Origin of the sequence: Micromonospora sp. NPDC000121 (assembly GCF_042899165.1) — a bacterium.
Classification (GTDB): domain Bacteria; phylum Actinomycetota; class Actinomycetes; order Mycobacteriales; family Micromonosporaceae; genus Micromonospora.
In genome coordinates, this window is the sequence record NZ_JBIAZP010000004.1 from 451,701 (window position 1) to 464,257 (window position 12,557).

A 12,557-nucleotide genomic window follows, 5' to 3' on the forward strand; every position below is an offset into this window, starting at 1 on the left:
CCGCCGAAGGGAAGGCTATCCGATCTCGCGCCCCGATGCTCAGGCTGACTCACCTTGCAGCGGGAAGCTGGCGATGCCCCGCCAGGAGAGGGCGGCGACCAACGCCTCCGCCTCCGCCTTGGGCAGCTGCCGGCCGCGGGCCAGCCAGAACTGCGCGGCGGTCTCGGCCGCCCCGACCAGGCCGGAGGCGAGCAGCTCGGCGTGCGCCCGGCTGACCCCGGTGTCGGAGATGATGGTGTCGGTGATGGCCGCGATGCAGCCCTGCTCGACCCGCTCGACGCGCTGCCGCACCGCCGGGTCGTTGCGCAGGTCCGACTCGAAGACGAGGCGGAACGCCTCGCTCTCGTGGTCGACGAAGTCGAAGTACGCGCGCACCGACGCGCCGACCCGCTCCTTGTTGTCGTTGGTGCCGCGCATGGCCTCGTCGACCTTCGCGAGGATCGCGTCGCAGTGCGTGTCCAGCAGCGCGAGGTAGAGCTCCATCTTGCCGGGGAAGTGCTGGTAGAGCACGGGCTTGGAGACTCCCGCCCGTTCGGCGATGTCGTCCATCGCCGCCGCGTGGTAGCCCTGGGCGACGAACACCTCCTGAGCCGCGGCGAGCAGTTGCTTACGGCGCGCCGAACGGGGCAGGCGGGTGGGCCGGCCGGCTGTCTGTGCACCGTTCCCCACAGCGGTCATGGGAACCTCCGAGTTTCTTCGTACGAGCCGGCATTTCACCCGAACCGGTCTGGGCTCACGGCCCGTCGCGGAATTGGCCCGCCGCTGTAACTTATCGCCACTGTCACCACACGGTAGCCTCAGCGGGGGCGACCAAGGAGCGCGCGGTGAGTGAAACAGGGCAACCCGGTGCCGCCACCCCGGGAGAGCACGGCGACGGGCCGGGTCAGCAGGACGACCTGGGCCGGGCCGGCGGCGGGTGGGCGCCCTCGGCGGCCGGATGGTCCCAGGGCCACGAGACCTCCGGGGCCCGCGAGCACGGCCCGGCGTGGGGTCCGCCCGACCCGGGTCGCGGCTGGGCCGCCTCCTCACCCCGGCACGGCGACCTGCCGTCGCCGCTGCCCGGCCCGCCGGCCGCACCCGAGCCGCCGGCCCGGGTCAACGGTCACCACCTCAACGGCGTGAGCCACGCCGACGACGCGGCGGTCGACCGCCAGGCCCCGGTGAGCGCCCCGCCCAGCATCCTCGGCGAACAGCGCCGCGACCCGGGAGGCGACCGGCTGGTGGTGCCCGCGCAGCGGCCGGCGCCCGTGGCCGAACAGCCGTCGGGCCCGCAGCACGGGCTCGCCGAGCCCGAGACCGGCCCCACCCGGCACTCCTCCGCGGACCCGTCGGCCGGCCGTCAGCCGCGCTGGGCCGATCCCGGCCCGCCGACCTCGGCCCCGCCGGCCATGCAGGTCCCGCCCGTCGGCACGGCGGCCAGCGGGTTCGAGGTGCCGCCCGGTTTCCACGCGCCGACCGTCGACCGCGCCGCCGCCGAGGAGCCCTCCCCGGCCGCCGGCGCGCCCGGCTGGGCCGACCACCCGTTCCCGCCGGAGCCGCCGCCTCTCGCCCCCGGCCCGTTCCCGTCGGCCGCCGAGCGCCCGCCCGCGCCCGAGGCGTCGGCGGCCGACCGACCGGCGACCGGCGACCGGCTCTCCGGCGTCGACCGTGCGCTCGGCGCGGAGCGGGCCTTCCGGCAGGACCACGGCGCCGCCCCCGACCGTGGCCCGGTCACCGGGCAGGACCACCCGCCGGCCCTCGCCGAGCAGGCCGGCGGCTCGGGTGCCGTCGGCCCCGACCGCGCGCCGGGCGTCGACCAGGCAGCCGCGGAGCACGCGCCGGGCGTCGACCGTGGGCCCGGCGTCGGCCGGGCGGCCGCGGAGCACGGGCCGGGCCCCGACCGTGGGCCCGGCGTCGGCCGGGAGCCGGGCGACACCCGGTCGCCGGCCGCCGAATGGCCACCGGCGACCGAGCCGGACTGGTCCGGCCCGAACTGGAACCGGCCGAGCTGGGGCGGCGGCTGGGCGCCGCCCTGGTCCCGCGAGGAGAGCGAGCCGGTCGGCCGCCGGGCCCGGGACGAGTCCGCGTCCACCGGCCGCCGGTCCCGGGCCGAGGACGAGCCCGTCGGCCGGCGGGCGCGCGAGGAGGACGAGCCCGTGGGCCGTCGGTCCCGGGAGGACCGGGCGGCGGCCTGGGCCGCCGAGCCGCACCGACCCTACGAACCGCCGCGCGCCGAGCTGCCCGGCCGCTCCTACGAGCCGCCCCGCGCCGAGCCGGGCCGCCCCTACGAGGTCGGCCGGGCCGAGTCCGCGCCGCGCCCGGCGTACGAGCCGCCGGCCGATCCCGCCGACCGGGCGGCGTCGTCCGCGGCCGACCGGTCCATCCCGGTTCCGGTCGAGCGGCCCGCCTGGGCGGGCGGGGGGCCGTCCGTGGCGCCCCCCGCGAGCGCGCCCCCGGCTGCGTACGACCTGGCCGGCCCGGAGGGCGCCACTGCTACGCCGGGCGCGGACGAGACCGCGGGCCGGACCGCCCGGCCGTTCCGGCTCCGGCCGGTCGGCGAGGAGAGGCCCCCGGCGCCACCGGAGGCACCGGACGGCCCGCAGGCCGCCACCGGCCCCGCCGCGAGCGGCCCCGGGCGCCGCGACCGCACCCCGTCCGCGCCCGCCCCGACGAGCGCACCTCCCTACGCGGCCCGCCGATCCGCCCCCGAACCGGCGTCGACGGCCGAGCCGGCCGACGACGACCGGCTCCCGGACCGCCTTTCGGCGGTGTTGCCGCAGCGCGTCCCCGCCGAACCGGACGTGCCCGTCGTGCCGGAGCCGCCAGCCGTGGAGCCACCCGCCGAAACCCCGGAACTCGCCCGGATCGCCACCCATCTGCGCCGCGACGACGAGCCCGCGCCGCTGCGGGAGCGCCCGGAGGGCTTCGACGTCGACGCGATCCTCGACGCCGTACGCGGAGTGGCCGGCGTCCGCGACGCGTCGCTGCGCCGCACCCCGGCCGGCGCGCACAGCCTGCGGCTCGACCTGGCCGACGGGGCCGACCCGGCCGAGGTGAGCCGGCAGGTCGCCCGTCTGCTCCAGGAGCGGATGGGTCTCGCCGCCGCCCCGCAGAACGTGCCCGGCATGCCCGCCGCTCCGGCCCCGCCGGTGCGCCGCCGGTCGGCCGAGCCGCGCGCCGACGTGGTGCCGGAGCCCCCGCGCCGGCGCCGGCAGTCCGCCGCCCCGCACCGGGGCCGGGCCACCGTGGAGGAGCCCGGCTCGGTGTCGGCCGCCCCGGCCGGGACCCCCACCGGCAACCCGGCGACCGTCGGCACGTCGTACTCCGGCGGGCAGGTGACCACGACGGAGTCGGCGCCGTCCCGGCCGCTGGACACCGGCGGCGCGGCCGGTCCCCGGGTGGTGATCGACCACGTCCAGGTGAGCACCTTCGGGCTCGACGCCACCGTGGAGGTGCGCCTCGTCGCCGGCGGGGAGAGCGCCGCCGGCTACTCGACGGGACCGGCGGTCGACGGGTACGTGCTGCGGCTCTGCGCGGTGGCCGCCGCGGCGGCCGTCGACGAGCTGCTCCGCGGCCGGGATCCCGGGCCGGAGCGGGGCCGTTGCTTCGTGGAGCACGCCGCCGTGGTGCCGTTCGGCAACTGCGAGGTGGCCACCGTCGTGGTGCTGCTCGTCTGCGACGGCTGGGTCGAGCAGCTCGTCGGCTCCGCGCTGGTCGCGGGCGATCCCCGGCAGGCGGTCGTCCGGGCCACCCTGTCCGCGGTCAACCGCCGGCTCGAGGCGCTGCTGGCCTGAGCGCCGCAGGTGCGGTTCGACGCGCTGCCGGGCGGCGCGGGCACGGGCAGACTGGAGGGATGAAGCCCGCCACCCTCTGGCCGGACCATCTCCTCCCCGAGCACTCCGTCCCGCCGCCCTGGCCGGGGCGCGAGGTGCGCCTCGACGGCACCGTGACGTACGTCCGGGACACCCCGGCCACCGCCCCCGGCGCGGAGCCGGCGCTCTACGTGCACGGCCTGGGCGGCTCGTCACAGAACTGGACCGACCTGGCCGGCCTGCTCGCCGACCGCCTCGACGGGCAGGCCATCGACCTGCCCGGGTTCGGCCGCAGCGAGCCGGGGCGCCGATACACCATTCCGGCCTTCGCGGAGCGGGTGATCCGCTGGATCGAGCACTCCGGCCGGGGGCCGGTGCACCTGTTCGGCAACTCGCTGGGCGGGGCGATCTCGGTGCAGGTGGCGGGGCTGCGGCCGGACCTGGTCCGGACCCTGACCCTGATCTCGCCGGCCCTGCCGTTCCTCGACTTCCGGCGCTCGTTGCAGGGCCGGATGCTGCCGCTGCTGGCGATCCCCCGGGGCGAGCGCCTGGCCGCCTGGCGGCTGGCGAAGCTCGCCCCCGAGGTGATGGCCCAGCAGGTCATGGAGGCGTGCATCGGCGACCTGACCCGGATCAGCGAGCAGCGCCGGCAGGAGGCGCTGGAGGAGATCCGGGTGCGCTACGAGGCCGAGCACTACGCCGCCGCGTACGTCCGGACGTTCCGTGGCCTGGTCTCCAGTTTCCTGCGGTCGTACCTGCCGGGGTCGGGGTCGCTGTGGCGGCTGGCCGGCGCCGTCCGGGCGCCCACGCTGGTCGTCGGGGGGCGACATGACCGGCTGGTGGACGTCCGGGTGGCGCCGCAGGCCGCGCGGGTCGTCCCGGACAGCCGCCTGCTGATGCTCGACGGCGTCGGTCACGTGGCGCAACTGGAGGTGCCGCGCCTGGTCGCCCGTGCCGTGCTGGGCCTGCTCGCCGAAACGGGGGACACCGCGAAGCGGTCCGACGTGGCAGGCTGACCGGGATGTCCTCCGCCCGCCGCCACTCCGCCCCGCCCCCGATTCGGGGGCATCGGGCCTCAGCCTCCGCCGGCGGACGTCGGCACCCCACGGACCGGGCTTCGGCCGTCGCCCAGGGCCCGGACCTGTCCCGTCCCCGGCACCGCCGGCCGGCCCGCCGGCGTCGCCTCGTCGAGCTGGTCGCGCTCGTCCTCGCGGTCGGCGCGGCGGTCGCGGTGATCGCCGACCGGCGGGGCGCCGACGTCGACGCCGAGGTGCTCTCCGCCGAGGAGTGGGCCCCCGCGCCGGCGGTCGCGCCGGTGTCCGCCTCGCCGGTCCCGACGTCGCCCTCCGCCACGGCCACGACGCCCCCGCCGCCGGTGCTGCGGCTGCCCGGGCCGGTGCCGTCGGCGGGCCGGGGCAGCTTCGGCTACGACGACCGGGTGCGCCCGGTGCTGGGAGAGGCCGGCAGGCTGCACCGCTATCGGGTCGCCGTGGAAACGGGCTCCGACGAGGACGCGGGCGAGTTCGCGGCCGCCGTCGAGGAGGCGCTCGCCGGTCCGGGGAGCTGGGTCGACGGCGGGCTGCGGTTGCAGCAGGTACGCGCCGAGGACCGGCACGACTTCACGGTCTACCTGGCCACCGCCGCCACGGCGGGCCGGATGTGCGCGGCCGGCGGGGTCGACATCCGGGTGGGCGGGCGGCCGTACACGTCGTGCCGGGCGCCCGGCAAGGTGATCATCAACCTGGACCGCTGGCGGCTGTCGGTGCCCCACTACGTCAGCGCCCGGGTGCCGCTCGCGGTCTACCGGACGTACGTGGTGAACCACGAGGTCGGGCACCAGTTGGGGCACCGGCACGAGCGCTGCCCGGGCAGGGGCCGACCGGCGCCGGTGATGATGCAGCAGACGCTCTTTCTCAACGGCTGCGTCGCCAATCCCTGGCCGTACCGCGACGGTCGGCGCTACGCCGGGCCGCCGCTCTAGCAGCCGCCGATCGGGCAGCGGGCCGCAGGTACGCCGACCTGTGGCGGCACCGCCGTGAGCCGCCGTTCCTTGGCGAAGCCGGGGTCGACCCGGGCACCTCGACGCCGGCACCGGATTTGCGTCAATCGCGGGGTAACGCCCGATTGGCGTGGGACGCTCGTTTCATGACGTCGTCGTCCCCTTGCGACCCGCCTGGTCCGCCGAACCGCCGCTCGTCGCCGTCGCCGAACCTCCACCCGTCGCCGTCGCCGCCCCCGTCGCCGCCCCCGTCGCCGTCGCCGTCGCCGCGGCCCCGCGGCCGGCGCTGGTCGGGCCTGTTCCGGGACCGGCGCCTCATCGGGCTCGGCCTGGCGCTGCTGCTCGCGGCGGCCGTCGTGGTGACCCTGGCCCCCCGGCCCGACGGGCAGGCCGGCGAGCCGCCCACGGGCGACCCGGGTCGGGCGGCGTACGGGGCCGCGGCGGGCGAGCACGAGCGGCCCACCGTTCGCCCGCAGGAGGACACGGGCCACCCGCAGGAGGACACCGGTCACCCGCGGGAGGGCACCGGCAGCTTCGTCGCCGCCAGCGGGGAGTCGCCGGTGCGGGGCGTCGACGGGCCGGTGCGGCGCTACCGGGTGGCCGTGGAGTCGGGCGCCGGCCAGGACGTCGCCGCCTTCGCCGCCACCGTCGACGAGGTGCTGGGCGACCCGCGCGGCTGGACCGCCTCGGGGGAGTTCCGGGTGCAGCGGGTGGCCGAGGCGGACGACGCCGACTTCACCGTCTACCTCGCCACCCCGGACACCTCGGAGCGGATGTGCGCGGAGGGCGGGCTGAGCACCGAGGGCTACACCTCCTGCCGGCTCCCCGGACAGGTGATCATCAATCTCGCCCGCTGGCTGGAGGCCGTTCCGGACTACGGGGCGCCGCTGGAGATCTACCGCACCTACGTGGTCAACCACGAGGTGGGCCACGAGTTCGGCGAGGAACACCAGACCTGCCCGGCCCCGGGCGAGCCGGCGCCGGTGATGCAGCAGCAGACGTACGGGCTGGACGGCTGCGTCGCCAACGCCTGGCCCTACGTCGACGGCTCACGCTACGAGGGGGAGCTGGCCCCCGGGATCTGAATATTCCCGTTCCCGCAGTGCGGGCGACGTGTCCCTCCTCATGGCCGACCGCCCCCGCGACGGGCGACAATGGCTCGGTTCGCCACCAGCCGATCCCGGGGAGTCCACCGTGTCGTTGCCCCCGCTCGTCGAGCCCGCCGCCGAGCTGACCGTTGACGAGATCCGCCGCTACTCGCGCCACCTGATCATCCCCGACGTCGGGGTCGAGGGGCAGAAGCGGCTGAAGAACGCCCGGGTGCTCTGCGTCGGCGCCGGCGGTCTCGGCTCGCCGGCCCTGATGTACCTGGCCGCCGCGGGCGTCGGCACCCTCGGCATCATCGACTTCGACACCGTCGACGAGTCCAACCTCCAGCGCCAGATCATCCACGGCGTCTCCGACGTCGGCCGGTCCAAGGCCGAGTCGGCCGCGGCGTCGATCCGCGAGATCAACCCGCTGGTCAACGTGGAGATCCACAACACCGCGCTGGACCGGGACAACGTCCGCGACATCTTCTCCCGGTACGACCTGATCGTCGACGGCACGGACAACTTCGCCACCCGCTACATGGTCAACGACGCGGCGGTGCTGCTCGGCAAGCCGTACGTCTGGGGGTCGATCTACCGCTTCGACGGCCAGGCGTCGGTGTTCTGGGCCGAGCACGGCCCCTGCTACCGCTGCCTTTACCCGGAGCCCCCGCCGCCCGGCATGGTCCCCTCCTGCGCCGAGGGCGGCGTGCTCGGCGTGCTCTGCGCCTCGATCGGCTCGATCCAGGTCAACGAGGCGATCAAGCTGCTCGCCGGCATCGGCGAGCCGCTGGTCGGCCGGCTGATGGTCTACGACGCCCTGGAGATGAGCTACCGCAAGATCAAGGTCCGCAAGGACCCGAACTGCGTGCTCTGCGGCGAGAACCCCACGGTCACCGACCTGCTGGAGGACTACGAGGACTTCTGCGGCGCGGTGTCGGTGGAGGCCCAGGAGGCGGTGGTCGACGCGACCATCACCGCGCTGGAGCTCAAGGAGTGGCAGGACGCCGGCAAGGACATCTTCCTCGTCGACGTCCGGGAGCCCGCCGAGTACGAGATCGTCCGGATTCCCGGCGCGACGCTGATCCCCAAGGGCGAGATCATCTCCGGCGAGGCGCTGGCCCGGTTGCCGCAGGACCGGCAGATCGTGCTCCACTGCAAGTCCGGGGTCCGCTCCGCCGAGGCGCTCGCCGCGCTGAAGGCGGCCGGGTTCCGCGACGCGGTGCACGTGCAGGGCGGCGTGCTCTCCTGGATCAAGCAGATCGACCCGTCGCTGCCCGCGTACTGATGCGGTCGCCGAGGTCGCGGTGGGCCGTCCCGACCCCCGCGACCTCGGCCGATTCGCCGAGGCGCGATCACCTGAGCGCCGGTAGCGTTGCCGCCGTGGTCGACATCGATGCCGCGATCGGGTTCGTCGTGGCGCACGGGGACGCGGTGGACCGCGCCCGTCTGTCCCGGCTGCGCACCGGCGCGCCGCCGCCGCCCGAGCTGCTCGACGCGGCGGAGGTCGGCCAGACGCCCGGCGGCGGCTGGCCGGCGACGCTGGGCGGCGAGGTCGCCTCGGTCGACGCCACCTGCTTCCGCCTCTCGGAGCTGGACGACCTGGGCGCGCTCGGCCGTCCGGCCGCCCGCCGGGCACTGGACTGGCTGGCCGCCGGGCAGTTGCCCGACGGCGGCTGGGAGGAGGATCCGGCGCTGGCCGGCCTCGCCCCCGAGTGGGCCCGGCCGGGCGATCCCGAGGCAGGGTTCTACCTGACCGCCAACGCCGGGTTCTGGCTGACCGTCGCCGGCCTCGACGCCCGGGCCGCCGGCCCGCTGGACCACCGGGTCGGCGGGGCGTACGCGGGCGTCGTGCACGCCGCCGCCCAGTCGCTCGTGGCGCGGCTGCGCCCGGACGGCGGCTGGCCGTCCTTCCTCCCCGCCGGCTGGCTCGGCGCGGCCGTCCTGCACCGGCAGGAGATGTTCCACGAGGCGGCGCGGATCCAGGTGATGCTCGCCGACCGGGTGCCGGAGCTGTCCCCGGGCGACGTGGCCTGGCTGGCCGCGACGCTGCGCCGCGTCGGCATCGACGGGCAGGACTGGCTGCTGGTGCGGGCGCGCCGGCGGCTGGCGGAGACCCAGCGCCGCGACGGCGGGTGGGACAGCGAGGACGGGCACCAGTTCGACGTGCACACCACGCTGAGCGCGATCCGGGCCTGCCGCTGAGACCCGCCCGGGGTGACATGCGCCGCCCCGGCACCTCACCTGAGCTGGTTGATCACCAACGGCCACCGGGTCAGGTGGAGAGGCCGGCGGCGATCAGCAGCCGCCGCCAGTTGTCGGCGTACTCGCCGGCGTGCCGGCCCTTGCGCAGCCGGTGCTCGGGGGCGGCGGGGCCGACGACGACGGCCGTCAGCTCCGGGTAGCGGGGGCCGAGCACGTGCTCGTCGAAGAACGTGGCGACATCGGGGGCGATGACGGCGAACTCGACGTCCTCGTCGGGGTGCTCGTACTGGTAGACGTAGGCGCTGGACTCCATGTAATACACGTCCAGGTCTTCCCGGTCGAGGTAGATCGGGTCACCGCCGCGGATCTCGGCGCGTAGGCCGGAGGGGACGCTGTCCATCTCGTAGCCGACGATCAGCGGGCTGCCCATCGGGTCGTTCGGGTTGACCTCGTCCTCCTCCCACGCCTGCGGGGTGAGGATCTGCTTCGGCGCGTGGAACCGGAAGTTGTCGCCCTCGATACGCCGGAACAGGCTGTAGACCTCGGCGACGCCGGGCAGGCCGGCGATCGGCTCCAGCGGAGCCGGCCCCTCGATGAGCACGCCGAAGTCGTGCTCGGCCTCCACCCGGGTGAGCAGCGCCAACTTCTCGGCGATCCGGGCGAGGACGGCGGGGTTCGGCCGGGTCATGGCAGGACGGAGGCTCATCCGCGCAGGTGGCCGTCCCCGGTCACCACGTACTTGGTGGAGGTCAGCTCGGGCAGGCCCATCGGGCCGCGCGCGTGCAGCTTCTGGGTGGAGATGCCGATCTCGGCGCCGAAGCCGAACTCGCCGCCGTCGGTGAACCGGGTCGAGGCGTTGACCATCACGGCCGCCGCGTCCACCCGGGCCACGAAGTCCCGGGCGGCGGTGGCCGAGTCCGTGACGATCGCCTCGGTGTGCCCCGTGCCGTACCGCCGGATGTGCGCGACCGCCGCGTCGAGCGAGTCGACGACGGCGACCGAGATGTCCGCGGAGAGATATTCGGTGGCGAAGTCCTCGTCGGTGGCCGGCACCACCGCCGCCGAGTGGGCCGCTACGCGATCGTCGCCGTGCACGGTGACGCCCGCGTCGGCGAACGCGGCCAGCACCGGCGGCAGGAAGGCGTCGGCGACCGCCGCGTGCACCAGCAGCGACTCGGCGGTGTTGCAGGTGGACAGCCGCTGCGTCTTCGCGTTCAGCGTGATCGCGACCGCCTTCGACAGGTCGGCGGCGGCGTCGACGTAGACGTGGCAGTTGCCGACGCCGGTCTCGATGACCGGCACGGTCGACTCCTCGACCACGGTGCGGATCAGGGACGCGCCGCCGCGCGGGATCAGCACGTCGACCAGGCCCCGGGCGCGCATCAGCTCCTTGACCGAGTCGCGGGTGCTGGCGTCGAGCAGTTGCACCGCGTCCGCCGGCAGGCCCGCGCCGGCGACCGCGTCGCGCAGCACCGCGACCAGGGCCGCGTTGGAGTTCGCCGCCGACGACGAGCCGCGCAGCAGCGCCGCGTTGCCGGACTTCAGGCAGATGCCGGCGGCGTCGACCGTCACGTTCGGCCGGGCCTCGTAGATGATGCCCACCACGCCGAACGGCACCCGGATCTGGCGCAGCTCCAGCCCGTTGGGCAGGGTCGAACCGCGGACCACCTCGCCCACCGGGTCCGGCAGCGCGGCCATCTGCCGCAGCGCGTCGGCGATGCCCGCCACCCGCCCCGCGTCGAGGGCGAGCCGGTCCAGCACGGCCGCGCTCAGCCCGGCCGCGCGCCCGGCCGCCAGGTCCGCCTCGTTCGCCGCCAGGATCTCCGGCGTACGGGCCACCAGCGCGTCGGCCATCGCGACCAGCGCGGCGTCCTTGGCCGTACGCGTGGCGACGGCCAGCGCCTCCGCCGCCGTACGTGCCCGTCGGGCCTGCTCGCTCACGCTCATCGCCGCACTCCTCACAACAGCACGAGGTCGTCGCGGTGGACGACCTCCCGTTCGTACGCCGGGCCGAGCGCCGCGGCGAGTTCCGAGGTCGACCGGCCGAGCAGCCCGGGCAGCTCGACCGCGTCGTAGTTGACCAGCCCCCGGGCGACCGGCGCGCCCTCGACGTCCACCAGGTCGACGGGGTCGCCTGCGGTGAACGCCCCGTCCACGGCCGTGATCCCGGCGGGCAGCAGCGACTTGCGCCGGCCCACCACCGCGGCGACCGCGCCCGGGTCGAGGTGCAGCCGCCCCCGGGGCGAGGTGGCGTGGGCAAGCCAGAAGAGCCGGGCCGCCGGGCGTCGGCGGCTCGGGTGGAACAGGGTGCCGACCGGCTCGCCGGCCAGCGCCGGGGCGGCCAGCGGCGCGGCCGTCAGCACCACCGGGATGCCGAAGCCGGTGGCGATCCGGGCCGCCTCCACCTTCGTCACCATGCCGCCGGTGCCCACCCCGGCCCGCCCCGCGCCGCCGATGTCGACCCCGGTCAGGTCCCGCTCGTCGCGCACCTCGGTGATCCGGCTGGAGCCCGGGCGGGCGGGGTCGCCGGTCCAGAGGGCGTCCACGTCCGAGAGGAGCACCAGCAGGTCGGCGTGGACCAGGGCGGCGACGAGGGCGGCCAGCCGGTCGTTGTCGCCGAACCGGATCTCCTCGGTGGCCACCGTGTCGTTCTCGTTGACGATCGGCACCGCCCGCAGGTCGAGCAGCTTGCGCAGGGTCCGGTACGCGTTGCGGTAGTGCGCCCGCCGGGTCACGTCGTCGACGGTGAGCAGCACCTGCCCGACGGTCAGCCCGTGCCGGGCGAAGGCGGCCGCGTACCGGCCGATCAGCAGGCCCTGCCCGACGCTGGCGGCGGCCTGCTGGGTGGCCAGGTCGCGCGGGCGTCGGGTCAGCCCGAGCGGGGCGAGGCCGGCGGCGATCGCGCCGGAGCTGACCAGCACGACCTCGCGGCCGTCGGCGGCGAGCGCGCCGAGGGTGCCGACGAGCGCGTCGACCCGCCCGTCGTCCAGCCCGCCTCCGGCGGTGGTCAACGAGGAGGATCCGATCTTGACGACGACCCGTCGGGCCGCCGTGACTGCGTCGCGCACCCGCCTATTCTGCGTGGTCGGTGCGGGCGCGCCCCGTGGCGTTCTCATATCGTGGCGGGTCGTGAGACCTGACGAGTACGTCGAGGCGGTGCTGGAACTGGTCGAGCGGATCCCGCCCGGCCGGGTGATGTCGTACGGGGCGGTCGCCGACGCGCTGGCCGAGCGCTCGGGGCGGGCGTCGGCCCGGCTGGTCGGCTCGATCATGGCGCGGCACGGCGGCGGGGTGCCCTGGCACCGGGTGGTGAACGCGGCCGGCCGCCTGCCGCCCGGGCACGAGCGGGAGGCGCGGGCCCGGCTGCGCGCCGAGGGCACGCCGCTGCGCGGCGACGGGGTGGATATGCGGGCGGCGGCCTGGTCCCCGGAAGAGGGGATGTGACCGACGCCATAACGTGAGTAACATTCGGCC

Annotated in this window: 11 protein-coding genes; 7 read left to right on the forward strand and 4 right to left on the reverse strand. The window is 76.2% G+C overall.

Annotated features, from left to right (window positions below):
* Positions 1–39: 39 nt before the first annotated feature.
* Positions 40–678, reverse strand: a complete 639-nt coding sequence (locus tag ACFY23_RS15620) for a TetR/AcrR family transcriptional regulator (protein WP_350684772.1) — start codon at positions 676–678, stop codon at positions 40–42.
* 146 nt (positions 679–824) lie between these two features.
* Here ACFY23_RS15620 and ACFY23_RS15625 point away from each other — a divergent pair, with 146 nt between their 5' ends.
* From ACFY23_RS15625 to ACFY23_RS15650, 6 genes are all read left to right on the forward strand, one after another.
* The gene (locus ACFY23_RS15625; RefSeq protein WP_350818980.1) at positions 825–3,773 is read left to right on the forward strand and encodes a hypothetical protein; all 2,949 of its coding nucleotides are present in this window, start codon (positions 825–827) and stop codon (positions 3,771–3,773) included.
* A gap of 59 nt (positions 3,774–3,832) precedes the next feature.
* Positions 3,833–4,807: an alpha/beta hydrolase gene (locus ACFY23_RS15630; RefSeq protein WP_350684825.1), complete on the forward strand. Its 975-nt coding sequence runs from the start codon at positions 3,833–3,835 to the stop codon at positions 4,805–4,807.
* On the forward strand, positions 4,804–5,772 hold the full coding sequence (locus ACFY23_RS15635; protein WP_387036478.1) for a DUF3152 domain-containing protein: 969 nt from the start codon (positions 4,804–4,806) through the stop codon (positions 5,770–5,772). Before ACFY23_RS15630 ends, ACFY23_RS15635 begins: the two co-directional genes overlap by 4 nt.
* Before the next feature lie 164 nt (positions 5,773–5,936).
* On the forward strand, positions 5,937–6,875 hold the full coding sequence (locus ACFY23_RS15640) for a DUF3152 domain-containing protein (protein WP_350684827.1): 939 nt from the start codon (positions 5,937–5,939) through the stop codon (positions 6,873–6,875).
* A gap of 109 nt (positions 6,876–6,984) precedes the next feature.
* Positions 6,985–8,166, forward strand: coding sequence for an adenylyltransferase/sulfurtransferase MoeZ (gene moeZ / locus ACFY23_RS15645; protein ID WP_350684828.1), 1,182 nt, complete (start codon positions 6,985–6,987; stop codon positions 8,164–8,166).
* A complete protein-coding gene (locus ACFY23_RS15650) occupies positions 8,166–9,083 on the forward strand; it encodes a prenyltransferase/squalene oxidase repeat-containing protein (RefSeq protein WP_350684829.1) in 918 nt (305 codons plus the stop codon). Before moeZ ends, ACFY23_RS15650 begins: the two co-directional genes overlap by 1 nt.
* 70 nt (positions 9,084–9,153) lie before the next feature.
* Here ACFY23_RS15650 and ACFY23_RS15655 read toward each other — a convergent pair whose 3' ends face one another.
* From ACFY23_RS15655 to proB, 3 genes are read right to left on the reverse strand one after another with little or no spacing between them, the layout of a single operon-like run.
* Positions 9,154–9,771 (reverse strand): hypothetical protein, encoded by a 618-nt coding sequence (locus ACFY23_RS15655; RefSeq protein WP_350684830.1) that lies wholly within the window; start codon positions 9,769–9,771, stop codon positions 9,154–9,156.
* A gap of 14 nt (positions 9,772–9,785) precedes the next feature.
* On the reverse strand, positions 9,786–11,030 hold the full coding sequence (locus ACFY23_RS15660) for a glutamate-5-semialdehyde dehydrogenase (protein ID WP_350684831.1): 1,245 nt from the start codon (positions 11,028–11,030) through the stop codon (positions 9,786–9,788).
* 11 nt (positions 11,031–11,041) lie between these two features.
* Positions 11,042–12,151: a glutamate 5-kinase gene (gene proB, locus ACFY23_RS15665; protein ID WP_350684832.1), complete on the reverse strand. Its 1,110-nt coding sequence runs from the start codon at positions 12,149–12,151 to the stop codon at positions 11,042–11,044.
* A 61-nt stretch (positions 12,152–12,212) separates the two neighbouring features.
* On the opposite strand from proB, the gene ACFY23_RS15670 reads away from it, so the two are divergent.
* Positions 12,213–12,527: an MGMT family protein gene (locus tag ACFY23_RS15670; RefSeq protein WP_350684833.1), complete on the forward strand. Its 315-nt coding sequence runs from the start codon at positions 12,213–12,215 to the stop codon at positions 12,525–12,527.
* The last annotated feature ends 30 nt before the right edge of the window (positions 12,528–12,557 follow it).